21 protein-coding genes are annotated in these 25,699 nt (G+C 35.8%); 11 read left to right on the top strand and 10 right to left on the bottom strand.

Annotated elements, in window-relative coordinates:
• The first annotated feature begins 23 nt into the window (after positions 1-23).
• Complete coding sequence (locus tag N4270_RS08460) at positions 24-479, top strand: DUF4440 domain-containing protein (RefSeq protein WP_260096590.1); 456 nt, start codon at positions 24-26, stop codon at positions 477-479.
• Here N4270_RS08460 and N4270_RS08465 read toward each other — a convergent pair.
• The 3 genes from N4270_RS08465 to N4270_RS08475 are packed head-to-tail and all read right to left on the bottom strand — an operon-like array spanning position 476 to position 1,846.
• The gene (locus N4270_RS08465; RefSeq protein ID WP_260096591.1) at positions 476-667 is read right to left on the bottom strand and encodes a CpXC domain-containing protein; all 192 of its coding nucleotides are present in this window, start codon (positions 665-667) and stop codon (positions 476-478) included. The two genes, N4270_RS08460 and N4270_RS08465, sit on opposite strands and share 4 nt — an antisense overlap.
• 12 nt (positions 668-679) lie before the next feature.
• The gene (locus N4270_RS08470) at positions 680-1,267 is read right to left on the bottom strand and encodes a hypothetical protein (protein WP_260096592.1); all 588 of its coding nucleotides are present in this window, start codon (positions 1,265-1,267) and stop codon (positions 680-682) included.
• Positions 1,268-1,276: 9 nt separating this feature from the next.
• Positions 1,277-1,846 carry a YceI family protein gene (locus N4270_RS08475; protein WP_260096593.1) on the bottom strand — a complete coding sequence of 190 codons (570 nt, stop codon included), beginning with the start codon at positions 1,844-1,846 and terminating at the stop codon, positions 1,277-1,279.
• A 123-nt stretch (positions 1,847-1,969) separates the two neighbouring features.
• Between N4270_RS08475 and N4270_RS08480 the strand changes: the two genes are divergently transcribed.
• Positions 1,970-2,836, top strand: a complete 867-nt coding sequence (locus N4270_RS08480; protein WP_260096594.1) for a winged helix-turn-helix domain-containing protein — start codon at positions 1,970-1,972, stop codon at positions 2,834-2,836.
• Positions 2,837-2,838: 2 nt separating this feature from the next.
• Here N4270_RS08480 and N4270_RS08485 read toward each other — a convergent pair whose 3' ends face one another.
• From N4270_RS08485 to N4270_RS08510, 6 genes are all read right to left on the bottom strand, one after another.
• Positions 2,839-3,843, bottom strand: a complete 1,005-nt coding sequence (locus N4270_RS08485; protein ID WP_260096595.1) for a type IX secretion system membrane protein PorP/SprF — start codon at positions 3,841-3,843, stop codon at positions 2,839-2,841.
• 29 nt (positions 3,844-3,872) lie between these two features.
• Complete coding sequence (locus N4270_RS08490) at positions 3,873-12,089, bottom strand: T9SS type B sorting domain-containing protein (RefSeq protein WP_260096596.1); 8,217 nt, start codon at positions 12,087-12,089, stop codon at positions 3,873-3,875.
• Between the two features lie 63 nt (positions 12,090-12,152).
• Positions 12,153-14,627: a PorP/SprF family type IX secretion system membrane protein gene (locus N4270_RS08495; RefSeq protein ID WP_260096597.1), complete on the bottom strand. Its 2,475-nt coding sequence runs from the start codon at positions 14,625-14,627 to the stop codon at positions 12,153-12,155.
• A gap of 1 nt (position 14,628) precedes the next feature.
• On the bottom strand, positions 14,629-16,092 hold the full coding sequence (locus tag N4270_RS08500; RefSeq protein ID WP_260096598.1) for a gliding motility-associated C-terminal domain-containing protein: 1,464 nt from the start codon (positions 16,090-16,092) through the stop codon (positions 14,629-14,631).
• Between the two features lie 90 nt (positions 16,093-16,182).
• A complete protein-coding gene (locus N4270_RS08505) occupies positions 16,183-17,499 on the bottom strand; it encodes a hypothetical protein (protein ID WP_260096599.1) in 1,317 nt (438 codons plus the stop codon).
• 274 nt (positions 17,500-17,773) lie between these two features.
• Positions 17,774-18,226 (bottom strand): hypothetical protein, encoded by a 453-nt coding sequence (locus N4270_RS08510; RefSeq protein WP_260096600.1) that lies wholly within the window; start codon positions 18,224-18,226, stop codon positions 17,774-17,776.
• Between the two features lie 448 nt (positions 18,227-18,674).
• Between N4270_RS08510 and N4270_RS08515 the strand changes: the two genes are divergently transcribed.
• Positions 18,675-19,283, top strand: coding sequence for a hypothetical protein (locus N4270_RS08515; RefSeq protein ID WP_260096601.1), 609 nt, complete (start codon positions 18,675-18,677; stop codon positions 19,281-19,283).
• Between the two features lie 4 nt (positions 19,284-19,287).
• On the opposite strand, the gene N4270_RS08520 is transcribed toward N4270_RS08515, so the two are convergent.
• Positions 19,288-20,211 carry a M23 family metallopeptidase gene (locus N4270_RS08520; protein ID WP_260096602.1) on the bottom strand — a complete coding sequence of 308 codons (924 nt, stop codon included), beginning with the start codon at positions 20,209-20,211 and terminating at the stop codon, positions 19,288-19,290.
• A gap of 217 nt (positions 20,212-20,428) precedes the next feature.
• Between N4270_RS08520 and N4270_RS08525 the strand changes: the two genes are divergently transcribed.
• From N4270_RS08525 to N4270_RS08560, 8 genes are all read left to right on the top strand, one after another.
• Positions 20,429-21,034, top strand: a complete 606-nt coding sequence (locus N4270_RS08525) for a Crp/Fnr family transcriptional regulator (RefSeq protein ID WP_367399956.1) — start codon at positions 20,429-20,431, stop codon at positions 21,032-21,034.
• 87 nt (positions 21,035-21,121) lie between these two features.
• Positions 21,122-21,472, top strand: coding sequence for a hypothetical protein (locus tag N4270_RS08530; protein ID WP_260096603.1), 351 nt, complete (start codon positions 21,122-21,124; stop codon positions 21,470-21,472).
• A 26-nt stretch (positions 21,473-21,498) separates the two neighbouring features.
• The gene (locus N4270_RS08535; protein WP_260096604.1) at positions 21,499-22,371 is read left to right on the top strand and encodes a pirin family protein; all 873 of its coding nucleotides are present in this window, start codon (positions 21,499-21,501) and stop codon (positions 22,369-22,371) included.
• A 56-nt stretch (positions 22,372-22,427) separates the two neighbouring features.
• Entirely contained in the window at positions 22,428-22,745 is a 318-nt protein-coding gene (locus N4270_RS08540) for a GNAT family N-acetyltransferase (protein ID WP_260096605.1), read from the top strand.
• Positions 22,746-22,749: 4 nt separating this feature from the next.
• Entirely contained in the window at positions 22,750-23,637 is an 888-nt protein-coding gene (locus N4270_RS08545) for a pirin family protein (RefSeq protein ID WP_260096606.1), read from the top strand.
• 29 nt (positions 23,638-23,666) lie between these two features.
• On the top strand, positions 23,667-24,266 hold the full coding sequence (locus N4270_RS08550) for a TMEM175 family protein (protein WP_260096607.1): 600 nt from the start codon (positions 23,667-23,669) through the stop codon (positions 24,264-24,266).
• 128 nt (positions 24,267-24,394) lie between these two features.
• On the top strand, positions 24,395-24,958 hold the full coding sequence (locus N4270_RS08555; RefSeq protein WP_260096608.1) for a TetR/AcrR family transcriptional regulator: 564 nt from the start codon (positions 24,395-24,397) through the stop codon (positions 24,956-24,958).
• Between the two features lie 72 nt (positions 24,959-25,030).
• Positions 25,031-25,594: a carboxymuconolactone decarboxylase family protein gene (locus N4270_RS08560; protein WP_260096609.1), complete on the top strand. Its 564-nt coding sequence runs from the start codon at positions 25,031-25,033 to the stop codon at positions 25,592-25,594.
• The last annotated feature ends 105 nt before the right edge of the window (positions 25,595-25,699 follow it).

Consider the following 25,699-nt stretch of genomic DNA (forward strand, 5'->3'; position numbering starts at 1 on the left):
ACTTTAGTACAAATACATATTTTATGAAATCTCTCATCACAGCTTTGGCACTAATTGTAACGTTTCATTCTGCCATAAGTCAAACCTATTCAGGAGATAAAGAAGACATTGCTCAAATATTAAAAAATACCGAAACATTTTCAGGTTATATAAAAACTTCAGACTATAAAATGATTGGAGCTTCTTACACAAAGGATGCTAAGATTTTTCCAAATAACAAAGAAATTATAGAAGGCACTGAAGCGATTATTAATTATTGGAAACTTCCTAAAGGTGTATCTATTAAGCACCATAAAGTCACTTCACATGAAATCAAAATTTTGGGAGATGAAGCCTATGATTATGGTATTTATCAAGGTACAACGTTATTGGGCTCTGGTGAAGAAGTCTCCTGGAAAGGCAAGTATGTAATCGTCTGGAAAAAAATAAATGGGACTTGGAAAATGTATTTAGACATCTGGAACAGTATCCAAAATTAATTAATTCCTAAATCCTTTTTTAGCTGATTTAGCTTTTCTGTAGCATTTTGAAACGTTTCTTTGTTGTCTTTATACTGTAAAGCAATCTTAGTATGGCATTGGCTACAAGTAAACTCCTTTGTGGTTAATATATCTTTTAAATCAAACTCAATTGTAGCATTACATTTTGGACAGGGTATACTTGACATAAGCTATGTGTTTTAGTGCATACAAGCTGTATCTTTTAATTTGATGGCTTTAAATCGTTTCCAAATGGCTTGATCAAAATCTAAAGGCGACAACTCAACTAGTATATTAGTTGTTTGCGATGTATCACAAAGATAAGTTTTTACTTTTATGTTTAAAGTCATCATCGCTTCAGAATTAAAGGCATCATAAACTCTAATTTTTCCAATAAAATCACTGTTGGCATCATTGGTTTTCACAAAAAGAACGGTTGTTTCTGGCACTTCAAAATCTTTCTTTTTATTCACAGCTTTCATGAGTCCGTCATAATAAAACCCCATCTGTTTTTCCAAATCTTTAGCACTTAACTTTTGGATACCTTCAATATGCCAAACAAACATATAACACCAAAAATCGTCATGATCTTGAGCTCTCCATTGTTTAGCAAAACGAAGGTCTTCGTAGCCAGCATAATTGATTTCGGGTGCGAATCCGATAGGAAATTTAATAATTTCTTTTAACCAAGTTGTGTCCGATTCTAAAACCCCTAACGATTGCTCTTCTTGTCCATGCATTACAAAAGCACACATCAAAAACAGAAAAGTGACTAGTTTAATTTTCATAAGCTAAAGTTATAAACTTATTTTTACTTCAAAGCCAATAGCGTCAGAAATCGCACCATCACGCAATTTACTGTTATAACTCACACCCCAAAGCATTCTGTCGATTTTAAACTTTGTAGTCATTTCTTTTTTTTCAAAATTTACTTCCGCCTGAAACGAGATAGGTTTTGTAATTCCTTTTAGAGTTAAATTGGCATATATTTTCATATGTGTGCTGTCATGATATTCAACGCTTGTAATCTTTAATACCGCTTCTGGAAACTGAGAAACGTCAAAAAAATCGGGATCTTTTAAATGATTCACCAGACTTTCATTGGCGTCTTTTACACCGATATCATCACATATAATAGAGTTCATATCAATAATAAATTGACCGCCAGTTATAAGTTGATTTGTTTTTTCAAAATACCCTTCTGAAAAACTTATCCTACCATTATGGCCACCAAAATAAAAGGTGTATTCTCCAGACCATTTAATGTCACTTTTAGTGGTGTCGATTTTTAAACGCTCTTGTGCACAGATATTTACGAAAGAGAACATACTGAATACGACTGCGATAAATTGTGTTTTTAATTTCATGATTTTTTGATTTTGTTTTGGTGTAAAACTAGAGGTGACTCAGGTGAAAAATGTCAAAAAAATGTAAAAGAAGTGTCAACGGTTGCAAAAAGTCATTAAATATTAAGTTATTTACATTTAATTATGGAAAAACGACCTTTTTACTTTATTACGGGTATTTGTATTGTTTTAATACTACTTAGTGTTATATCTTGTTCGGACGATTCAACTAGCAACGATTCAGCAAAAATAAAAGTAGCCTTACGGGAAGCTGGTAATCAATTGTTATTAAGACAGCAAGATTCTACATCCATCATTTTACCTGTATTGCAAACAGAATCTTCTAAATACCAATTAGCATTTCAAAATCATCTATCATTTGAACCTAATGAACTGGTGGCCGTCATCGATAGTAGTTTTACTGTCCTGTCATTGTCTCAAAATTATCGTGTAGAAGTGATACAATGTGCGACTTTAGAAGTAGCTTACAGTTATGAAATCCATAAAGACGAAGAACAAACACTTATTCCTTGTTCTGGGCGTTTTTTGCCGGAAGATTGCTATACAGTTAGGGTCACGTTTTTAAACACCTCTCAAGGATTTTTTAGCAGAAATACATTAATCTATACAGGTCTTGCCGCTTTGTTAGTGGTTTTACTAGTGTATTTCAAAACAAAATCGAAACGAACGATGACTTCGGAAAGTACTTCGGAAAACTATTCTGAAATAGGTAGTTTTAAGTTTTATCCTGAGCAAAATAAACTGGTCAAAGCCGCTACTGAAATTGGCTTATCCAAAAAAGAAGTTGAGCTTTTAGAAATTTTTGTTGCGCATCCAAATCAGGTCATTAAACGTGATGAGCTAAGCAAAAAAGTGTGGGAAGACAATGGCGTTATCGTCGGAAGAAGCTTAGATACATATATCTCTAAACTCCGAAAGAAATTAAAAGATGACGATCGTATAAAACTAACCAATGTACATGGCGTAGGTTACAAATTGGAGTTATTATAGTATTACTTTCTGTTATTACCGTTATTCTTATACTTTCTGTAACTCGTTCCTTTAGTACAGGCACAATTACTGGCATTTTGCAGAAAATCGATTCCAATGGTAATACTATGTGTTCCCGAATTATATCCCGAAAGATCATTAATCGTCAATTGATAAGAATAGGCGAAATAGAAATTGTTTTTCATGATACCTGCCATCGGACCCAAATTTAGGGGTTTGAGGTACTGGTCATTTAAAAAACGGTAGGAACCACCAACAAAGTAGTAATCACCATCACGGTTAAATTGTCTGTATTTAAAGTTAAGATCGGTTGCCGAACGGCCGTCACTATTAAATAACTGAAAAAACAGAGAAGGTTCGTATTCTACATTTTTATTGTATTTATTAGTGAAAACGTATCCTGTATAAGCTTGAAAATTTAAAAGTTTACTAGGTTCATATCCATCATAAAGATCAATCTCTTTATCTAAAATATTATTCGCATTAAAACTAAAATAGAATCTGTTGTAGCGGTAAAGAAAGCCTACATCAAAATTGTGATTAGATACCGCTCTATCATCAACAATACTTGGGTCTACGATTGGGATTTCTTCAGTAGGTTGAAAGTTTTCAATATCTATTCTAAAACTATTGATGTTATAGGATAACCCAAAGGATAAATACTGTTTTGACTTGTAATCTAAAATAATATGATGCGCAAATGAGAACTTAATTCCCTTCTGACGTGTATTTCCGTTTCTATCATTATACATCGATAGACCAACTCCCGATTGATTAGCAATTCTGAAGTCAGCATATAACGCCTGATTATCTGGAGCGTTTTTTATACCTACCCATTGGGTGAGTCCGTTAGCTCTAACTTTTAAATTATCTCCAATACCAGCATAAGTAGGAGAGATAATAAAGTCATTATCGGCTAAGTATTGTGTCCAAACAGGTAAGTTTAATTCTTGTCCGTAACTAAACGACAAAAAGAAAAATGTTATATATAGTAGGGATTTTTTCATTGTAATCGGTTTTAATTTGTTAGGGATTATTACCTGTAAAGTGTGAAATGTCCAACATACTCTTTATTCACTGTTGGATTGTTAGGTCTAACCACGTACCAATAGTCACCCGTTGGAAGCTCTGTACCTTTATAACGACCATCCCAATATTCACCAACGCGGTAGGTAGCCACTTTTCGACCATATCTATCAAAAATGTCGAAGGTTAAATTTGGAAAATCTTCAACACAGCCTGGTGCCCAAGTATCAACAACACCATCACCATTTGGTGTGAAATAATTAGGAATACATGGGCCATTGATTTCAATTTCAATTTGAGCCATAACTTGACAGCCACTACTGTCGGTCACAATAACCGTGTATATTCCAGATTCGGTTACAACAAACACATTTGTAGTTCCAAAATCTTCATCATTAAATGTAAATTGATACACTCCAGTTCCTCCAGCTGCATTGGCAATGATTTCACCCTGAGAAGCACCCTCAACTAAAAGTAACGACAGCGGGTCAAAACTTTCAATATCAAATAATTCGGTTCTTTGAATACAACCATTGGTATGTCTTACATCAATATAATGACCAGTTCCTGGTACGACATTGGAGAATATAGGACTTGGTTGATATGGTCCGCCATTTAACGAATAGTCTAATTGAGTTAAATCTGTATTGCTCTCATCAACAGTGACAGTAACCGTATTTGTCGTGATATTATTTTCACATAAGTATTCGATTTCTACGGTTGGATTAATAGTCACCGGATCAGGGAATGTGATATTCCATTCAGATTCACAACCTTGAGCATCACGAACAAAAACCGTATGATCTCCACCATTAAGATCGGTAAAATCAAATTGTGTTTGAGTAGCACCACCAGTCGTATACACACCATCATAATCATCCAGGCTAACACTATACGGTAAGCTTCCTCCAGAAATATTGACACTAAATTCGCCATTACCTTCGCCTTCACAAGTTTCTTCAAACAATGAGTCTGGTACAATGCTCAGAATAACTTGAACAGGATCGTTAATAGTGAAATCAAAAGTGACATAACAACCTAAAACATCTTGTACAATAACATCATATGTTCCAGGAGCTAAGTTTTCAAAAATATTGGTCTCAAAAAATTGATCTAACTGTGGTGAAATCGCATACTTTATAATACCAGTTCCACCTGTAGCATTTATCTCTAACACACCATCATTATTGCCACTACAGGTTACATCATTTACGGTAAAATCAACTTCTAAAGGAGCTGTTGGTTCGGTAATAGAAATTGGAGATGAGACGTCATCGCAATCGCCACTTTCAACATAAACAACATAAGTGCCAGCAACTAATTCAGTAAAAACACCAGGGCTATTTTGAATAGCGTTGATAGTGTTTCCTGAAGTATCTTGAAGTGTATACACATAGTTTCCTAAACCACCTTGAGCTGAAGCCATGATGCTACCCGTATTATCACCAGCACAATTTATAGTTGGATTTGTAGACTGTAAATTAATCGTTAAATCTAACAACGGATCTACCGTTATTTCATTTGAGACTTCGGCAGTACACCCATTAACATCTCTTACATAATAAACATAAGTACCTGCAGGTACAGGGAATGTTGTAGAAGTACTAAAAGACCCTAAAGTTGTAGTAAATGAACTGTCATTACTATAAGTGTATGGTCCTGTTCCGCCAGAAGTACTCAACGTTAATGCCGATTCTGTTAAACAGGTTTGAGATGTTGTTTTGACAAGGTTTACTTCAATAGGTGTTGGTTCTGAAATAACAATATCTACGGATGTCATTTCACATTCGTTCCCATCAGAAATACTAATAGAATAAGTTCCAGCGCCAAGATTATTAAAGACATTGGATGTTTGCGGACCAGATGTACTTGGTGTTGGTAGTATCGTGTTTAAAGTGAAAATATACTCGGTACCTTGTCCGCCAGTAATATTACTAACCGTTATTGAAGCATTCTGATCTCCAAAGCAATCTAATAGAGGCGCATTTGGTGTAAAAGTAGCGTCAATTGGTGTTGGCTCTGTAAGTGTAATGTTTTCTGAAGCAATACAGCCTTCAGCATCCATAACATTTACAGTATAGTTTCCTGCAGATAAATTTGTAAAGGTTCCATTAGGAGAATACGCAACTGTTGCATCACCTGTGAGTTCATATTCATAAGTTCCCCATCCACCATCAGCAGTTGCCGTAATAGTACCTTGGCTATTATCACAAGAGACATTTGAAGTTTCTGTGGCACTTAGCGTTAAAGCTTCGGAAGGTGAACTGATAATCACTGTTGAAGTAGCAGAACAAAACGGACTTTCAGTTTCGGTAATGACAACTGAAAATGTTCCAGCAGTAAGCCCTGAAACAGTTATCGGGTTTGTAGAGGTATTGGCGTTTACAACTCCAAAAACAGAGGTTGAACTACTATCAAACACTTCATAAGTATAAGCGCCAGAATAACCGTTTACTTGCAAATCAAATGTTCCCGTATTGTCACCAAAACAAGTGACAGTCGTAGATGTTGTTGTAAATGTTGGATTTATAGCTTGAGGAACAGAAACCGTAGTATCTTCGGTACATGAAGTTACTGTGTCGGTTATAGTGATGGTATACACTCCAGAAGGTACGCCTGAGAATACATTTCCACTTAAGTTTACTGAAGCAGGATTTGGACTAATTGTATAGGTAAATGATCCAGAACCTCCAGTATTAGTAACAGTTACTTCACCATCATCATTATTACAAGAAGGTAAAACCGAAACATTAGGTGTCATTTCAATAGGCGCATAAATATCGACTGAAACTAGATTTCCACAACCATTAGCATCTTGAATTTCTATAGTATGCGTTCCAGAAAATAAATTCGAAATAGTAAAAGGAGCGGTTTGTGTTTGAAAAGCTCCACTATCAATGCTATAACTATAAGGAGCAATCCCAGCAGAATCTAAAGTGACTTCTATGCTGTAGTTGCCTTCGGTTACAGTACAGGCATTAGTAACTACAGCAGATATCACTGGAGCATCATCCATAGGTAAAACTACTACAGGACTGGTTATGATGCAGCCATAAGCATCTAAGGCATGTACATAATAATTCCCAGCGTCTCTGTTAAACGTACTTGCGGAAGCCCAATTGGTATCGGTTGCTATAGGTGCAGTTGGTGTTGTAGTGATTTGATACTGGTAAGGTGCAGTTCCGTTTTGTGCAACAGCACTAATGAGCCCAGAATTAGGATTACAATTTGCATTTTGATCTACAGAAACGGATAAATCTAAAAGGATTGCAGATTCTGAAATATTGAATGGAGCTGTGACAACTCCACAACCCGAATTGCTTCCTGAAGTTTCAGTAATAGACACAAAATAATTTCCGAATGGTAAAGGACCTAAGTCTGTAACAGTAAGTGATCCATTTCCAGGAACAGTATCAGAACCCGTAATTCCGGTAGAAACTAAACTTAATGCATCAAAGATTTCATATGTCACATCGACTGAAGCTCCATAAGTACTATTAATAGTGAATGATACATTTCCATCATCACTACCAGTACAAGTAATATTATTGGAACTTACAGCACTGAGTGTTAAGGTTGAAAGCGTAGGTATAGGTGTTGTTGCAGGTTCGTAGTAACTACACAATGTCGATTCGTCATAAACGATAAAGGTATAGGTAACGCCTGGTAATAAGTTTGAAAAGGTAGCCGATTGACTTCCTGTTGAATCTTCTGGAATCCATGTTCCTGCAGGTGGTGGCGGCGGAATAAATCCTTGGTAAATATCAAAATAGAAAGGACCAGCACTCGATAATGTTGAACCAACACTAACAACGGCTTCACCACCATTAATACAATCCACAGTAGCGGTTATTGAAATATCTAAATCGGTAGGAGGTGAGGCTACTAAAACATCCTGTGCTAAAACAGAACATCCGTTAGCATCAACTACATTAATTTCATATAAACCAAAGTCAACCACATTAAAACTTACCGAAGTAGAGCCTGTAGCATTAAGTTCAGAATTTGAATAATTCGTACCTGTTACAAAATAATTATAAGGTGCTGTTCCGCCAGTTACTGAATTTATAATTATAGAACCTTGAGAAATACCTCCAGAAGTACACGTGATATCAATAGCGTCAAAATCAACGATAATAGGATCTGGTTCACTTATAATGATAACATCAGTAGCTGTACATGATTTAGCATCAGTAACTGTAATAGTATAAGAGCCTGCTGCTAATCCCGATGTTTGCGTACCGTAATCGGTTCCTGTCGTGTCATTAGTAACGTTTATAGTAAAAGGCGGTGTACCTGTTGATGTATCAATAGTGATGTCGATGGCACCATTAGTATCACCATGACATAAAATAGGTTGGGTTTGCGTAACCACGCTGAGATTTGGAAGCACTATTGGGTTAACCGTTATGACACTTGATTCAGCGATACATCCATTGGCATCAGTAATTTCAAACTGGTAGGTACCAGAAGTAGCCGTTGTATAAGTGAACGTAGTTCCTGTGGCACCTAATGAGGTGTAAGGATTTCCGTCTATAGAAACGGCGTATGTAAATGGTGCAGTTCCCGTAAGTGTGCCTTCAATAGCAGCATCTGGTGTTGCTGTACAATTTAAATCTTCGGTTAAAACAACGGTAATTGTTGGTGACGGAATAGGATCAATGGTATAAGATTCACTATAAACACAGTCATTTTCATCTCGTACTTGAAAGGTATAGGTTCCAGGTTCTAATCCTGAAAATGTAGTGGATGTTTGGTAAGGTGTAGCTGATGACGCAGGCGCAATAATTTGGTATTCTAAAACTCCGGTACCACCAGTGACTCCAGTGATAGTCACTGTTGCTATATTTGACGGGCATGTTATTGGTGAATTATCAAATTCTAAATCTGTTGGTGGATTTAAAGGATCGATGGTAATTTCATTGGTAATGAAGGTACAATCATTAGCATCTTTTATGGTGATGGAATAAGTTCCAGCCGATAAACCTGTAAATGAATTACTAGTTTGAAATGTAATACCGTCTATACTGTAAGTAAAAGGAGCATCACCGCCAGTAACACCAGTTACAGTAATGGTTGCATCTGAAGTACAAGTAAAAGGTGCAGTTAGTTCTGCGGTACCAGAAATAGCATTGTTTTCAGCAATGCTAACTGTTTGCGGTAATGAGTCACATACAGAACCACCTACTGAATACTGAACGACCACTTCGTAATCACCTACTGGAAGTCCGGTAAACACTGGAGATGTATAAAACGTTGTACCTCCATCGATACTAAACTCTAAGCTATTGCCATTTGCAGCAGTCACATCAATTGTGATGGTTCCTGTATCACCACTACCACCACAAGCAATGTCTGTTGTGTTGATGTTAAATTCTGGTTCTGGGATGCCATCCACAGTAATTGTTGTACTGGCACTACAGTTGTTCGAATCTAGAACCGTAATATCATAAGTACCAGCTGTAGTTACCACTATTTCTGGAACGGTTTGAAAATCGGTTGAACCATTTACAAAATAGAAATAAGGAGGTGTTCCGCCTTCAGGATATACTGTGATTTCACCATCAGTACAGGTTAAAGGAATGGTTACAGCAGCTGTAACGGTTAGTAAAGGTGGTTCGACAATAGTTACGTCTTCAGTATAGAAACATCCATTTTCAGTTTCTACAGTGACGGTATAAGTTCCCGGATTTAAATTATCAAAACTATAAGTATTTTCTAAAATTGGTCCGACACTATTTACTAAAGTCGCACCTTGATATATGGCAAAAGAGTATTGCGGGTCAACGTCATTGGCAGCCAGTTGAATGCTCCCTTTATCGCCATGACAAAGCGGTTGAATAATGGTTGTTGTTGCCGTAAAATCACGCTCTCGTATTTGAACATCAGGAACCGTAAACACACATGGGTTTGTTGGAATTCCAATTTGTCTGATATAAACCGTATACGTACCTGGTGTATTAACCGTAAAAACGTTACTGGTTTGATAGTTAATGTCATCTAAACTGTATTCGTAACCAGAAGGCACATCAATCACAGTTATACTTCCTGGAGTGGTACAAATAATATCTGTAGCAATGACATCGGCATTTAATTCATTTTGATAGACATTAAAGTAGAACTGCACAAAGCAACCACCAGAATAGTTTATGGTTAATCTAAACTGACCAGACGTATTAGCCAGAAAGTCGGGACCATTACCAACCTCATTCCATGTACAGGTATCATCTTCATTGGCACAATCTGGATTTGTAACCGCAGGGCAACTCGATTCATCAAGTTGCTCCCAGATGATGGAGGTTGCACTAGAGATATTGGTTTCAATAAATCTGGAATCTTCAGCGCCACATAAGAAGATATTTGGTAATAATTTTCCGTTATTAGGGCAGGTAACCACTTCGTCAGCGTAAGGAATAACAGGATTTTCTATACTAGTTCCAAAAACTTCAACAACATACTCTTGTTCAATGGATTGACAAGGTGCAATTGCAGTATTAAATGAATAGTAAGTTCCGGTGTCGGTAACTGTAATCGTTTGTGTTGTACCAATTACTGGTGTTCCTGTTGGACTTGTAGACCAAGAATACGAATCGTAGCCATTTGCAGCTATAAGCTCTACACTATCGCCACATAGTACAATGTCCTCCGTAAAGACACAATCCAAATCGGTTAAAAAGTTGGTCGCTTGAGGCGAAAGTAAACAGCCTGTATTACTGCTTAAACTTGGGTCATCTGTAATTTGAAAGGTTGGATTAAAGAATCCGTTATACGAAGCAAAAGCTTGGTTGTTAATAATGTTTGAACAAGCATCGGCGAGTTCACTACAAGTATCAACCACTTGTACTTCAATACGAATTTCATAAACGGGATCATTTTCTTCCACTAAATAATCTTCGATGTTAAAAATAATCTCTCGTGTATTTGGATCATAACTCGCCACAGTTACGCCAGGAGGTAAAATCAAATCTTCAGGATAATTAAAAATAATATTCACTGGAAGGACATCCCTTATTTGAAAGTTTGTAGCATTATCATTTCCGGTATTTTGAAAACCAATCACGTAGTTTAAGGAAGCTCCGAGATCAACGGTTTGTCCGCCAATATTATTCCCAGCATCATCTTCAACGATTTTGGTAAGTACGATATTAGGTTCAATGATTTCAACAGCAAAGGCAAAGAAATATGGGAAATAGGTATCGCCACTGGTTTCAAGTGTAATAACACCAGAAGTAGCATCGTTGGCTATAACGGTGTTTCCTGGATTTGGAATGGCCATCACGCCAGTATCAAATCCTAATGTGTTTGTACTATTAGGAACTCGGTTGTTTACAGGTGTTGCGTCTAATTGTGTCACCGAACTATTAAAAAAGTTCCCTACCGGACGATCGGCAGTAGAAAGGCTTATGCCGTTTAAACGTAATCGATCCCCTAAAATCGGACTATCACCTTCTAAAGTTGCAAAGGCAAAGTTGGCTCTTACTGGTGCAGGCGCAGGAATTGTTCTAAATCCGTCAACAGGAATATCCAAAGTTGGGTTATTTCCGGGTACACTAATAGCACTAAATCCATCAAAACTTGTAATGGATTTTCCTGGCAAGGTCGGATCTTCATATACAATAAATAAGGACCATCCAGCAGATTGGCCTGTTCCATTATACGGATCAAAGTTTGCGGTTTCTCCAATACCAGAAGACACATTAGCTACCGTGTATGTTCCTAAATCGGTACCACTTCCAAAACTCGTTACAATTGCGGTTACATCAGCAAAACAGGCATAAGAAAAACTATCTCCGCCATCGACCGTAGTACCATTTGCATCATAAATAATGGTTCCTTGAATGTCGTTATAGCCTCCTACAGGCCCTTTGAATTTTACAGAAGTAATGGGTTCAGCACCCGGATTAACAGCTCCCCAGTAAAGCCCAGCATAAATAATTCGGTAACAATTTGGGTTTGGAATATCTAAATCTGAACTTGAAGAACTAAATGTCGATGCATCACCATCAATATCAATGTATTGCATGTTGACATTATGGTTGTAAACAGAATTATCGTTAAAGGCATTATTATCTGGACCCAGTATATTATTACCAATTAAAACGATATCTCCTTTTAAATCTTCATTAAATCTAGGTGTAAAAGGTTCATAATTTTGGGCATAGGAGTGAAGGCCAAAAAGTATGAAGATTACAATGGTGGTTATTCTTGAAAATGTAGGTCTTTTCATGATGCTTAATTTTTTAATTCCTTTTTGTCAGTGGGGCAACGTCGAAAAAGTAATTGGGCCTTGTTAATTTTCTATTTTCACGAGGGACATTTTTACATTATAGGGTCTGTTTCCTTTTGATTTCAGGGCTTCATTAGCGGCTTCAATATTGTCAAATTTATCATAATAGATATAGTATTTACTAGTATTTACATCGTAGAAGAAATCGACATTAGATCGTCCAGAAGCTACTATTTTGGTTACAAAATCATTTCTTTTATTTACATCAGTATGCACAGCAATGGTTAGGTAATACCCGTTTTCAACATTTTGAACATTCTTTAAAATTTGAATGTTATCACTTTGTTCTTCGCCAAAATCAAAATCTTCAGTTTTCAGTGGTGTACTACTTAATGATGTGGTCTGTTTGATGTTTTGTAAGGTTGCTCTGTCTTGAGAATAACGTTCTTCTTCATTATCAAAGGCAGCACGTTTAATACGACGTCGTCTTTCAAATTCAGTAGCAACTCTGATATCTTCCAGTTTTACTTCTAAATCAGCTTTTGCCTGAGTAGCTTTTAATTGTTCGGCTTCTAATCGTTTAAGTGTTTTCTGATAGTAAAGATAGACGTCATCATTGGTGATAGTGTCTGCCTGAAATTTATCATCATATAGTTTCTTTAAAGCCTCAATTTTATCATTTCGGGTTTTAATCACTTCATCAAGATTTGATTTGATTTCGTTTAAAGCATTGTTTTCTGCTGTAATACTTTTGAAAGGTTTTGGCTGAACTGCTATACCTTGTTCGCTTAAATCATTTTCCTCTTTTAAATCTTTAAGATCTTGGTTTTTGACGGCAACGATATCATCAAATTGTTTCAATAGTTCATTTTGAGCCGATTTTGAGTCCTCAGTTTGTTGTGTAATCTCATACATTGATTTCTCTAACTCATCTTGCGGATTGCTGATACGTTCATCTTTAGCGTTTTGCTCCGCTAATAATTTTGCTTGAGCCTCAGCTTCTTCTTTAGCTTTTTGTTCGGCTAGTAATTTAGCTTGCGCATCAGCTTCGTCTTTAGCGTTTTGCTCCGCTAATAATTTTGCTTGAGCCTCAGCTTCTTCTTTAGCTTTTTGCTCTGCTAATAGTATAGCTTGTGCTTCAGCTTCTTCTTTAGCTTTTTGTTCTGCTAATAATTTAGCTTGTGCTTCAGCTTCTTCTTTGGCTTTTTGTTCTGCTAATAATTTAGCTTGTGCTTCAGCTTCTTCTTTAGCTTTTTGTTCTGCTAATAATTTAGCTTGTGCTTCAGCTTCTTCTTTGGCTTTTTGTTCTGCTAATAGTTTAGCCTGAGCATCAGCCTCTTCTTTAGCTTTTTGTTCGGCTAGTAATTTAGCTTGAGCATCAGCTTCTTCTTTGGCTTTTTGCTCCGCTAGTAGTTTAGCTTGTGCTTCAGCTTCTTCTTTAGCTTTTTGTTCGGCTAGTAGTTTAGCTTGTGCTTCAGCATCGGCTTCTTTTTTAGCCTTCTCTTCAGCGGCCAATTTCCGATTAGCTTCAGCTTTGTTTTTATCAATTTTTGAGATGACTGGTTGTCTTTTCTTTTCAGAAATAAGTAGTCCTGCAATCTCATCACCACTACTGTAATCATAGGTTTCTCTACTTTTGAACCGGTAAGCTAAGGTGATATCATGAGATGGTCCAAAATCGGTTAAATCTCCAATAGCCTTTTCAAAATTATATTCGATTGCAATCTGAGAAGAAATGTTGATTCCGACACCGCCAGAAACGCCATACACCGAATTATAACCAGCCTGAGCCCAAATACCTTTAGGTACAGTAAGCATAGCGATGGCTGAAATAATAGTTTCCTCTTTTCTGAATTCAGATTTTAATAAACCAGAAAATTTACTTTCATCAAAAAAACCACGACTATTCATGTAGCCTGTGTACATCACATGGGCTTGAATACTTTGTTCAGGATTATCTTCGATAAGCATTGAAGATTCAAAATTATAAAGTGCCAGATTATTGATAGATACCCCAAAATCTACAAACGCAGTTCCGTAGTTAATTCCCGGACTCACATGAAGTAAAAAGTTTTCAGGGACATTTTGTAGCGACGGATCATCAAAGTTGGTGATCACATTTCCAGTATTGATGCCGCTTTTATAAGCACCAACGTTTAATCCAAAGGTTAAGTTGCTATCTCTGTTTAATCGCACATTGTAAGCAAAGTTGATCATCCCACCAAAAGTGGTTAAAACACCATAATTTTGTTGAAACAAGCCTAAGCCTGCTCCAATATTTTCTCCAAATCGCCCAGAATAACTAGCGAGATAGGTGAGTGGTGCATCTTCAAATTGAACCCATTCTCTTTTATTAAAAATACTGATGTATTTATTTTGCTCTCTTACAAAGCTGAATGTTGGGTTAATGGTATATCGGTTAAAAGTTAAAGAGTTTCTTACAGGCAGGCTAAGTGATACCACTCCATCATCTTCTTGAGAATAGAACATCTGTATTGAACAGAGACATAATACTAAAACCAAAAGATGTGTTTTCATACTATTTCACTACTGTTATTGAGCCTTTTTTTGTGTCGTTATTTGCGGTGGTTATGATATAATAATACACCTGATTGACACTTGTTAGATTTAAATTATTTTCGGGCCAGTTATTGAGATACTCGTTGGTTTGCATGACAATTTTGCCGCGATTTGTCATGATGATCACTTCGGTATTTGTACCTGTTACATACTGTTGAGGGATGACCCATGTATCGTTTATGCCATCACCATTAGGGCTGATAACATTTGGGATTTTTTCTACATCGGGAAACGGATCTAAAGCTTCATTAATTTCAAATAGAAACTCTCTGGAGCCTGTGCAGCCAGACGTTTCGGTGACTACGATTTTGTAAGTACCAAAATCTGTAGCCTCATAACTAGCTTCCGTAGCATCAGTAATTAAGACATTGTTTAAATACCATTCATATTCTGGTTGTAGAGCTGTGGTTGTTACTTCAACATATAGGGATTCATCTTCTTCAATACTGTTTACTTCTGAAACGTTAATCGTACCCTCAAAAAGTTCGCTTTCAAGTGTTATTTCTCCTGCTGCAGAACAGTCTCCTAAATCAACAACTACTGAGTATAATCCAGATTCGCTGGTTTGGTGCATTTGATTGGTTGCGTCTTCAATAATCGTTCCGTCTTTATACCACTGATAGCTATTACCACCAATGGTGCTTAATGTTGTACTGCCTTGATCTGGACAAAATGGATTTCCTAAACTTGACGAAATACCAGCATTGGCTTCTCCTGAAGTGACTTCACTAATTGTCACACGATTTGAAAATGAATCGGATGTACAACTACCATAATTAGTTTCGACAAAATAGGTGCCTTCTTCACTTACGTTAAGTGTCGGACCTTCAGATATAAAAACAGAAGTGGTAGGTCCGGTTTCTTTGTACCAATTAAAGGTAAGTGAAGGGTAGTTAAGCGGTGAATCGTTAGATCCGTTGCCTGGATTGTCGATGGTAAGAAGGTAGCTTCCGCCAGCACAAAAAGCTCCAGTAGACACTAAATTGTTAATCGTAAATGGTGAATCTTGAATTTTATAATAAGCAGCAAAGGCTACAGATTTTGAACTGGTTGCAGCAGGTGAGCTACTTTTAATCCTGATTTTATATCCTTCACCAGCAGTATCTGTCGGTAAAGAAAACTCTAAAGTTGCTGGTGAACTTGTGACTGCACCAGGTGATGAAGTAAAAATTACTGTAGGATTTGAAAAATCACCTTCAGTATCGGACAATTCGATGGTGAACTGATTGGAAGCCGTTAAAGCTTCTTCAGGGGAAAAAACAAATGTTGCACTGTAGGTATTAAATGAATCGCTTGCGCAGGCCTGACTAAACCCCAGATTTGGAGTTCCAATAACAATTTGAGCATTTAGTAATCCTTGCGAAATACAAATGATAAAACAAATTCTGAAACAGAGTTTATATGCAATTTTAGTAGGATACATTTAGTTTGGGGCGTAATTTTTATCGTATAAGCAAATGTTGTTTAATGAGATGCTATTTCTATTAATTAATTTGGGGTTTTCTGGGGTTTATTAATCATCATCGTCATCGATGAGATCATTAGAAGCAATAATTCTATTGATTCTTAATCTGAAATCAGGCTGCTTTAAATTCGTGGTATTGATGAATGTTTCAGAATCTGGTCCTTTTGAATACACATTATCAAATGCTCTACTTCCATACCAGTTTTCTAAATCATCATTATTACTGAATCCATTTCTGAAGATATTTCCTTTACAGTTATTAAAATAGGTTCTCGTAAAGCTGATTTTATTTAAATTCTCACTATTGATCTTAATGTTTGCGTCAAGAATAACCGCAGGATTAAAGCCTGAAATCACACTTTTATCAATTGAGAAAGCTGTGTCGTTTCCAACATAAATGGCTTCATTGACCAATCCGATTTTAATATCATTTTTTAAATCACTAGACAGGTTTATCAAGGTTAAGTTTTCGGCTTGTACACTAGTTTGACTTTTAGTGAAATCGGCATCTTCTTTAATGTCGTAAGCCGACACATATAAACATCTTGAAATTTCAGAACCTGAAACATAAGGTGATCTTATAGCTAATGAATTCATTAAATTACATTGGGCACCATAATTAAACTTGTAATCGTTGATGTTGGACTTGTATGAGACCATCTTATCTAAAATCACATTGCCACCAAGAATACTGAATGAGTTACCTTCACAGTAGCTCACCATAATATTTTCTATAATCGTTTGCTGACCAACACCTGCTAGTGTCAATGCATTGAAATAACCATAATCTCTGGTTCTTTTTCCAGCGTATTCAATTCTTACATAACGCAAAATTCCCGAATAGCTTTCAGGATTGTCACCACCATAATTAATGCTTTTGGCATCAGAGGGACGTAAACCGTAATTTAAAGAAGCTTCGTTTCCATATTTGCTAGTAGGTGCGTTTCCAAGAATAAAGAGTCCGCCCCAATCACCAGGTTTCTTAACACTTCTACTCGATGTAAAAATAATGGGATCGGTATGGGTACCATCAGCTATGATTTTTGAACCATTGCTAATTGTTAGTGAGCCTTTGGTTTTAAAATCTCCAATGATAACAGTTCCTGGTTCTATGGTAATGGTTGTACTATCTGTAACAAAAACATCACCAAGTAGCAAGTAAATATCTCTTTTATACAATTTGGTGTCTTTGGTAATATCGCCACTTAATATTTGAGTAGGCTTACCATATTCAACTTTGTTTGGTTGAAATTCGGTCCAAGGATTTAGCCAGTTATTATAGCCTATAATTCCTTTTTCTTGCTGAGCAAACATATTGCCATACACTAGTAAAAAGAGTAGTGTAATTAAAGTAACTTTTTTCATAATAGGTTAAATTCATTTGTAAAGATTAGTTGGGCACTAAATAGATAACCAAACATAAGGACAATACTTATGAAATGCAAAAAATATCGACGAAATACACTAAAATATATATAATACAAGAAAAATCTTACAAAATTAACAATTTTAAGCAAAGCAATGTAAGAATAATTAACTATCAGCAAATCAGATACTTAATAAAATAGTCCCAAAAGGGTAAAAAAAAAGCCACAACAATGACGTTGTGACTTGGTCAATAATTAAAAATCACTAATAACTAATCCGTTTTAAAATCGTTGTATGTATGCAATGATTTAAGTGTTTCTTCATAAAATAAGATAGCTGCGATTAAATCACGAGTATCAGAATAGGGTAATATTTTTTTCTGAAACTCAACAGTACTATCAAAATAGCCTACAGAAGCTTCGCGGTTTGCTTCTAATGCTTTTTTGTTTTCTTTGGTTGTAGGAATTCCAAGTGATTCCATGGTCACACCTGGCTTCGTAGCAAAAGCAATATTGGGTAAAATATTAACGATAACTTCTATACGTTCACTGTATAATGTTAGTAATTCACCTTTAGTTTTTTTGTTAAGCTCATCATGACTATGGTATTTGGAGATATTTACTTTTCCACTGATAATGTTGACGGGATCCTTCTTTTTTTGAGCGAAACTGATGCTTATCATCAGAAAAAAAGTAGTGATAAATAAAGTAGATTTTGTTTTCATTTTTAGGGTTTTTAATAGATATGGGTTCAACAAAACTATACATTTTATTAAATAAAACAACTTTATTTTAAGTTTTTTTGAAATCTTTTTTACGGTATGAAATGCATATTTCTTGGATAAACTGCATAAATACTAGTTAAAATGCAAATTTATACGACGAAATACTCCGTCTGTTTTTTAGGGTGATAACCCACTTTTAAGCCTTGAAATTTTAAAAATTCAATCTTAAATCTGAATATATTCACCAGTGTTTTTTGCATAGAAGCTATCAAAGATTTGCTCCTGAGGTTTAACGCATTCATTCTAGACATACATTTAAAAGGAATCATTTCATCGATAGAATTGACGTCTTTAAACGTTTTATCGTAAAATTTGAGCATTCATATGATTTTTAAGGGTTTAAGATAAAAAACTTGCAATTTTGATTCAATCTTAAATGCTTAACCTCATGAAATCTTTAACTGCCTTTATTTGTATCGCTTGTTTTATTGGGACTCATTTTCAAATAAGTGCTCAAGAATCTACTACAGATGCTTCAGAACGTCACCCAATTTATGAGTATTCTGAAACTCATTTAAATAATACAGACACCATTCCTGGCTTTGATTCTAAACCTAATAAACTTAAAGTGTCTGGGACTATTTATGAAAGCGATGGTGTTACGCCAGCTAAAGATGTGATTTTGTTTATTGAGCAAGCCGATGAATTTGGCGATTTCGATTTAAGAGAAGTTAATGATCAGCGTTATGTTGAGAATAGAGGATGGATTAAAACGGACGCTGATGGGCAATATACTTTTTACACTTATGTTCCTGGAAATGACAGACGTTATAGACAACTTCAACAATTGTTTCCGGTGATTAAAGAGGCTTCAAAGCCAGAATATGAAATTGCTAGTTTTTTATTTGAAGACGATCCGTTACTTACAAAACGTTGCCGCAGACAAATTGCTAAGGCAAATCAACTCGATAGAATTTTAAAACCTAAAACGGTTGATGGTGTATTAGTTGTCCAAAAAGATATTGTATTGTCTTCAGGTGCTGAGGCGTCAAAATAATCTCTTATTTTTCAATCACTAATTTCTGACCAATTCGCAGTACAGATGAGCGCGTAATCGTATTTGTTTTGCACAAGGAAGCAATAGATACATTATTCCGCTTAGAAATTCTAGATAAAGTATCTCCAGGTTTAACCACGTATATTGATTGTTGCTTGATTAAACTCGCTATAGCTTCTTCTTCAGATAATAAAGGTTCAATTTTACTCTGGCGTTTTGAATTATGTACAATTGGTCGTGTCCATCTTCTGGTTACCCAAAGCTCATTAGATCTGATAGTATTACTATCGTTAAACTCAAAAAGGTATTCAGGGTTGATGGCAACACCTTTATAATTAACAACTAAGTGTAAATGACTTCCTCTGGCATTTCCAGAAACACCACCTTTTCCTAAATACTGACCTCGAACAATACTGTCATTTTCTTTGACACCATATTCCGATAAGTGTGCATAAACGGTTTCTAAACCATTATAATGTCTGACCACAACAGTTTTTCCGTGGCCTCTACTGTAGCGCGACATACGAACAATACCATCAAACATAGCAAACAGACTATCGCCAGTTACTAAGTCAATATCAATACCTTTATGAGGGCGACCTCTTCGCCAACCATAACGCGAGGTGACGACTTTTGATTTACCTATAGGAGAGTAGTAGGTGGTATCTTTAAATTTAAGTTGCAACGGGAATTCTAAGTCAACATCTTTATACGGATTATAAACAGTATGATCCCAGTATTCAGATTTTATATCTTTAGGTTTTACGGTAAGCGTATCTTGGTTTGTAATTGTTTCCGCTTTTAGAGAATCGGGAGTGATGATTTGAAAGTTAAACTCAGAAAGATCGGTGAGTTTTAACTTTGGTTCTTTTTGAGCATGAACACTTAAAGTAAGTACAAGTAGTAAACAGGAAAATAAAAATCTCATAGATTACAAAAACAGCTAATTTTTTTGATGGACGAATTTAAAAAATAAAACTATTAAAAAATGTTAATTTGTTGTTAGAGTTGCTTTTTCGCTTGTTAATTACTGATTATCAATAGGTTTTATTGAATTTTATACTGAATTTTAAGTCGGTCATAGGCTCAAAGTTTGCTATAAACTAGAAATAAGTTCTACGAATTTTAATTACCTTTAAGCACCTATGATGTTACCAAATTTTAAAAAACACCTAATTGAGAAAGGCGGATTATCTGAAGAAGAATTTACTCAGATTGAGCCTTTCATCACAACCAAAAACGTAGATAAAGGAGAATTTATCTTAAAGCAAGGTGATGTCTGTTCACATTTCTTTTTTGTAGAGCAAGGTCTGTTGCGTTTTTATGCCCTTAATGAAGACGGCAAAGAAAATATCTTACAGTTTGCTACTGAAAACTGGATTGTAAGCGATAGAGGCAGTGTGTATTTTAAAGCACCTTCGACCTATTATATTGATGCTTTTGAAGCAACGACCGTTGTGATGATCGATGAAACTTTTATCGACCAGGTTTCAGAACTCAATCCGAATTTTAGAAAACAAAATGAACGCTTACTACAAAATCACATTCGTCAATTATACAAACGAATCAGCCAATTATTAGGAGTTTCAGCTAAAACACGGTATTTAGATTTTGTGGCGATGTATCCAGACATCATGTTGCGTGTTCCGCAATGGATGATTGCTTCGTATTTGGGAATTACTCCAGAGAGTTTAAGTCGTGTGCGTAAGGCTTTAGCTGAAGAAAATTTCAATCCGTATAAAACTTCCTAACACTGCTTTTATACATCTTACCATAGGTCAATGCACAGCGTTTTAAGTTAGTGTAATTTTACAGTACTTAAAGAAAGGAAGATTATTATGAGACATTTAGAAGTATTAGTGTTTACAAAAAACACAACAACACCAAACATTTTAAATTGGAACGTTTCTACAGTAACTGATGTCGAAACAGCTATTGAAAAATTACAACAACGACCTTATAAAGTTGTTGCGATTTCTGAAGCAATGTCTAATTCGGATAAAATGAAGTTAAACCGATTAATTTCAATAATATCAGATACCATGATTGTGGTTAACTATAATGAAGGTACCGATTTAGCTCAAAAAGTCAAAACAGCTTATTGGTCAAAAAATAAGCCAGGTGCTGCCAGACAGTATTTAGATAATGCATTTGAAATACAATTAGCGAATAGCATCTATTTAAATTAATTAATAGTAAAAGAAAGGATAAGATAATGAAAACAAGACGTATAGAAAAAGTAACCCAACCTGGAACACCACATTTTGTGGGTGACGGATTTAGAGTGCATAACTTTATTCCAGGCACATCGACGATGAAACGTATGGATCCGTTTATCATGTTAGATTATAATTCAAAGTATCATTTTCCGGCAACAGACCGACCAAAAGGTGTAGGTGTTCATCCTCATCGCGGATTTGAAACCGTAACGATTGCCTACAAAGGTCGTGTTGAACATGGCGACAGCGCTGGCGGTGGAGGTATTATTGGTGAAGGCGATGTACAATGGATGACCGCTGCTTCAGGCGTGTTACATAAAGAGTTTCATGAAACTGAATGGAGCAAAACGGGTGGCGAATTTCAAATGGTACAATTGTGGGTGAACCTTCCTGCAAAGGATAAAATGAGTCCGCCTAAATACCAAGCCATCGCCAATGCAGATATTACAAAAGTGGCATTGCCAAATGGTGATGGTGAAGTTGAAGTAATTGCCGGTTCATACAAAGACACCAAAGGTGCCGCTTCGACATTTTCACCTATAAATATGTATAATGTTAAGCTGAAAAAAGACGCAAAAACGGAACTTACGTTTCCGAAGCATTATACCACAGCATTATTGATGGTTGAAGGTGATGCGACCATTAATGGAGAAACCTCTGTGCCTCAAGATCACTTTGCAATGTTTAGCAATGATGCAGAAACGTTTACTGTTGAAGCTTTAAATGACACAGTAATCTTGGTTTTAAGCGGTGAGCCTTTAAATGAGCCTATTGCAGCACATGGTCCATTTGTAATGAATACTCAAGAAGAATTGATTGAAGCATTCCAAGATTTCAATACCGGAAAATTCGGGTATTTAGAAGACTAATATAACACCTTAAAAGCGGTCCATTTCTGAACCGCTTTTTTTTATATCTTTAAAAGATGAGAACGAATTACATAAACGTCCCATTAAAAAAGAATGAAGAGAAAAAGCGCTTCGAAATAGAGGTGGATGGCAGTTTTGCTTTTATTATTTATAAAGAAAAACCTAGTCAGATTGCCTTAATCCATACCGAAACCGATGCCGCTTTGGCAGGAAAAGGTGCCGCCAGTGCTGTTGTTGAAAAGACATTACAGTATATTGAAGACCACAATAAGCTTTTATTGCCGTTGTGCCCATATGTATTTGCTTATATTAAAAAACATCCTGAATGGAAACGCATAGTCGATACACATTTTAAAGGATACGATAAATTATAAGAAGATGTCTAATACCAAATTAATTATTGAAGAACGTGCCGCAAATATTGGCAATTTTATGGTGGGTCGCTTATTGCCGTTTCGGCAGAAACGAATGGTTGGTCCTTTTATTTTTATTGATCATATGGGACCTGTTTGTTTGAGTGATGACGAAAATATGGATATTGCCATGCATCCGCATATTGGTTTATCGACCTTGACTTTTTTATTTGAAGGCGCTGTGATGCATCGGGACAGTTTAGGAACCGAAGTCGAAATTACGCCAGGCGCTGTTAATTGGATGACTGCAGGTAAAGGGGTTGTACATACCGAACGTACACCTGAGCGTTTACGACATTCTAAAAAAATGATGCATGGCTTACAAATCTGGGTTGCTTTACCAAAATCTGAAGAGCAATGTGAACCGTCGTTTGCTCATATTCCGGCAGAAGCTATTCCAACCTGGGAAGACAATGATGTTCAGTTTAAACTTATCGCTGGTTCGGCCTTTAGAAAGCAGTCTCCGGTTCCTGTTTATAGTCCGCTGTATTTTATAGAACTCAAATCCGAAGTGACAAAAACAGTGTCTATTGGAGCGCATTTATTTGGAGAAAGCGCGTTGTATATTTTAGAAGGTAGTATTAAAAGTGACGGACATACCTATGGACCCAAACAGTTATTAGTTGCTAAAGATGCGACCCTATGTTCGTTTGAGATTCAGGCGAATACTATCATTTATATATTTGGAGGCGAAGCATTTCCTGAAGAACGTTTTATAGAATGGAATTTTGTAGCATCAGATAAGGCCTTAATTGAACAAGCAAAAAATGACTGGGCAGAGGATAAGTTTCCGAAAGTTCCAAATGAAACGGTTCGAATTCCGTTGCCACCACCAAGACGATTTGGTGGATAACATGCAGTACTAATCAGTAATAATCAAAAATGAAAACAGGACGATTAGAAGCTTTTAGTGATGGTGTCTTAGCCATTGTCATCACCATCATGGTACTTGAAATGAAAGCACCAGAAGACACTACATTTAATGGGTTGCTAACAGTAGCACCTGTATTTATAAGCTATTTGATTAGTTTTATTTATTTAGGAATTTACTGGAATAATCATCACCATTTAATGCAGGTAACCAAAAAAGTAAATGGAAAAATTCTTTGGGCTAATTTACACTTGCTGTTCTGGTTGTCGTTAATTCCGTTTATCACAAGTTGGGTAGGAGAGCATGGTCATTATTATGAAGCATTGCCTGTGGCGACCTATGGTTTTGTGTTGTTGATGTGTGCAATCGCCTATTTTATCTTAGAAAGTGTTTTAAAGAAACATCATGATGACAACTATGCCCTTAAGAAATTAACGACATCCAAAGTTAAAGATTACCTGTCTTTAGGATTGTATTTAATAGCCTTACCATTAGCCTATGTGAATACTTGGTGTTCTGTGGTATGCTATGTCCTCGTAGCAATAATATGGATCATGCCAGAAAAGAAACTAGAGGAGTTGATGGATGATAATGAAACAAATAATAGTTAAAACTTATCGGGCCTATTTAGGTTTCTCCATTAATATGAAGCAACAATCGAAGCATAAAAACACAATACTATGTTAAAATGTTTGTCATTACTAAACGATTGGTTAGTTTTGTCCTGTAGTATTCTATAATGGCAAGAAAAAAACAATATAAAGAAGCCGAAGTCATTAATAAAGCCATGCATTTGTTTTGGCGTAATGGCTATGAAAACACATCGATGCAAATGCTTGAAAAAGAAATGGGCATTAATAAGTTTTCCATCTATTCTAGTTTTGGTAGTAAACATGGTTTGTTTATTGAAAGCTTAAAAAGCTACAAGGCCAAAAGAAAAGTATTGTTCGACAAGTTTAGAAACGCTACAAAAGGTGTTGAAGATATCAAACAGTTTTTTTATGATTCTGTGGCCGTTTGTTATCAACCAGACAATGAAAAAGGGTGCTTGTTAACTAATACCTATAATGAATTCTCTGCAAGTGAAGACGATCTTGTTAGCAAGGAGGTGACCGATTTTATGGCTAATCTCAAAAGTTTATTCATTGAAAAGTTAAAGATGGATCCCTCTAAAGACGAAGATACGATTTTAAAGCAGGCTAATTTTTTAGTATTAGCAAAACATGGTTTGGCTGCTGCAACCCGAGTAAACAGCCCTAAAGAAATAGAAGATTTTATTGAAATGACATTCCAAAACTTATAACATTTTTTTTACAATAAAACTAAACGATTGTTTAGTTATTTAATCTTAAATATACATTTAATAATAGAAATTATGACCACATTAAAAATTCACAACATTGAAACTGCTCCAGAAGGAAGCAAAACATTATTAGAAAATTCTCAAAAGGCTTTCGGAAGAATTCCTGGTTTACATGGTGTATTAGCAGGTGCGCCACAAATATTAGAAGGTTACCAAAAGCTTCATGAATTATTTACACAAACCTCATTTAACGAAGAAGAATTAACTGTTGTATGGCAAACCATCAACGTAGAGCATGCTTGTCATTACTGTGTGCCTGCACATACTGGTATTGCGAAAATGATGAAAGTAGAGGATGGGATTACCGAAGCCTTACGCAACGAAACACCTTTAGAGAATGAAAAATTAGAGGCTTTGAGAACTATGACCTTAACGATAGTTCGTAATCGTGGACACGTCACCCAAGACGATTTAGATAGATTTTATGCTGCTGGTTATGGCGAACAACAAGTGTTGGAAATCATATTAGGTTTATCTCAAAAAACGATAAGTAACTATGTAAACCATATCGCAAATACACCTGTAGATGCAGCTTTTGAAAAGTTTGCTTGGTCTAAAGAACAAGTGGAATCTTAATTCTGCTGATTGATTGATAGCGTTAAACCTTCCGTTAATTCGGAAGGTTTTTATTAACAACTATATATCAAGCTTCAACATAAAACCATCAATATATTAATAATC

Source organism: Psychroserpens sp. SPM9, from assembly GCF_025153525.1.
GTDB lineage: Bacteria > Bacteroidota > Bacteroidia > Flavobacteriales > Flavobacteriaceae > Psychroserpens.

Bases quoted from the DNA above. Each gene is read 5' to 3' on its own strand.
- N4270_RS08465 (WP_260096591.1), bottom strand. From the start codon at position 667: ATGTCAAGTATACCCTGTCCAAAATGTAATGCTACAATTGAGTTTGAT.
- N4270_RS08560 (WP_260096609.1), top strand. From the start codon at position 25,031: ATGACCACATTAAAAATTCACAACATTGAAACTGCTCCAGAAGGAAGC.
- N4270_RS08525 (WP_367399956.1), top strand. From the start codon at position 20,429: ATGATGTTACCAAATTTTAAAAAACACCTAATTGAGAAAGGCGGATTA.
- N4270_RS08555 (WP_260096608.1), top strand. From the start codon at position 24,395: ATGGCAAGAAAAAAACAATATAAAGAAGCCGAAGTCATTAATAAAGCC.
- N4270_RS08480 (WP_260096594.1), top strand. From the start codon at position 1,970: ATGGAAAAACGACCTTTTTACTTTATTACGGGTATTTGTATTGTTTTA.
- N4270_RS08535 (WP_260096604.1), top strand. From the start codon at position 21,499: ATGAAAACAAGACGTATAGAAAAAGTAACCCAACCTGGAACACCACAT.
- N4270_RS08475 (WP_260096593.1), bottom strand. From the start codon at position 1,846: ATGAAATTAAAAACACAATTTATCGCAGTCGTATTCAGTATGTTCTCT.
- N4270_RS08460 (WP_260096590.1), top strand. From the start codon at position 24: ATGAAATCTCTCATCACAGCTTTGGCACTAATTGTAACGTTTCATTCT.
- N4270_RS08500 (WP_260096598.1), bottom strand. From the start codon at position 16,092: ATGTATCCTACTAAAATTGCATATAAACTCTGTTTCAGAATTTGTTTT.
- N4270_RS08485 (WP_260096595.1), bottom strand. From the start codon at position 3,843: ATGAAAAAATCCCTACTATATATAACATTTTTCTTTTTGTCGTTTAGT.
- N4270_RS08540 (WP_260096605.1), top strand. From the start codon at position 22,428: ATGAGAACGAATTACATAAACGTCCCATTAAAAAAGAATGAAGAGAAA.
- N4270_RS08530 (WP_260096603.1), top strand. From the start codon at position 21,122: ATGAGACATTTAGAAGTATTAGTGTTTACAAAAAACACAACAACACCA.
- N4270_RS08490 (WP_260096596.1), bottom strand. From the start codon at position 12,089: ATGAAAAGACCTACATTTTCAAGAATAACCACCATTGTAATCTTCATA.
- N4270_RS08505 (WP_260096599.1), bottom strand. From the start codon at position 17,499: ATGAAAAAAGTTACTTTAATTACACTACTCTTTTTACTAGTGTATGGC.
- N4270_RS08520 (WP_260096602.1), bottom strand. From the start codon at position 20,211: ATGAGATTTTTATTTTCCTGTTTACTACTTGTACTTACTTTAAGTGTT.
- N4270_RS08470 (WP_260096592.1), bottom strand. From the start codon at position 1,267: ATGAAAATTAAACTAGTCACTTTTCTGTTTTTGATGTGTGCTTTTGTA.
- N4270_RS08510 (WP_260096600.1), bottom strand. From the start codon at position 18,226: ATGAAAACAAAATCTACTTTATTTATCACTACTTTTTTTCTGATGATA.
- N4270_RS08545 (WP_260096606.1), top strand. From the start codon at position 22,750: ATGTCTAATACCAAATTAATTATTGAAGAACGTGCCGCAAATATTGGC.
- N4270_RS08495 (WP_260096597.1), bottom strand. From the start codon at position 14,627: ATGAAAACACATCTTTTGGTTTTAGTATTATGTCTCTGTTCAATACAG.
- N4270_RS08515 (WP_260096601.1), top strand. From the start codon at position 18,675: ATGAAATCTTTAACTGCCTTTATTTGTATCGCTTGTTTTATTGGGACT.
- N4270_RS08550 (WP_260096607.1), top strand. From the start codon at position 23,667: ATGAAAACAGGACGATTAGAAGCTTTTAGTGATGGTGTCTTAGCCATT.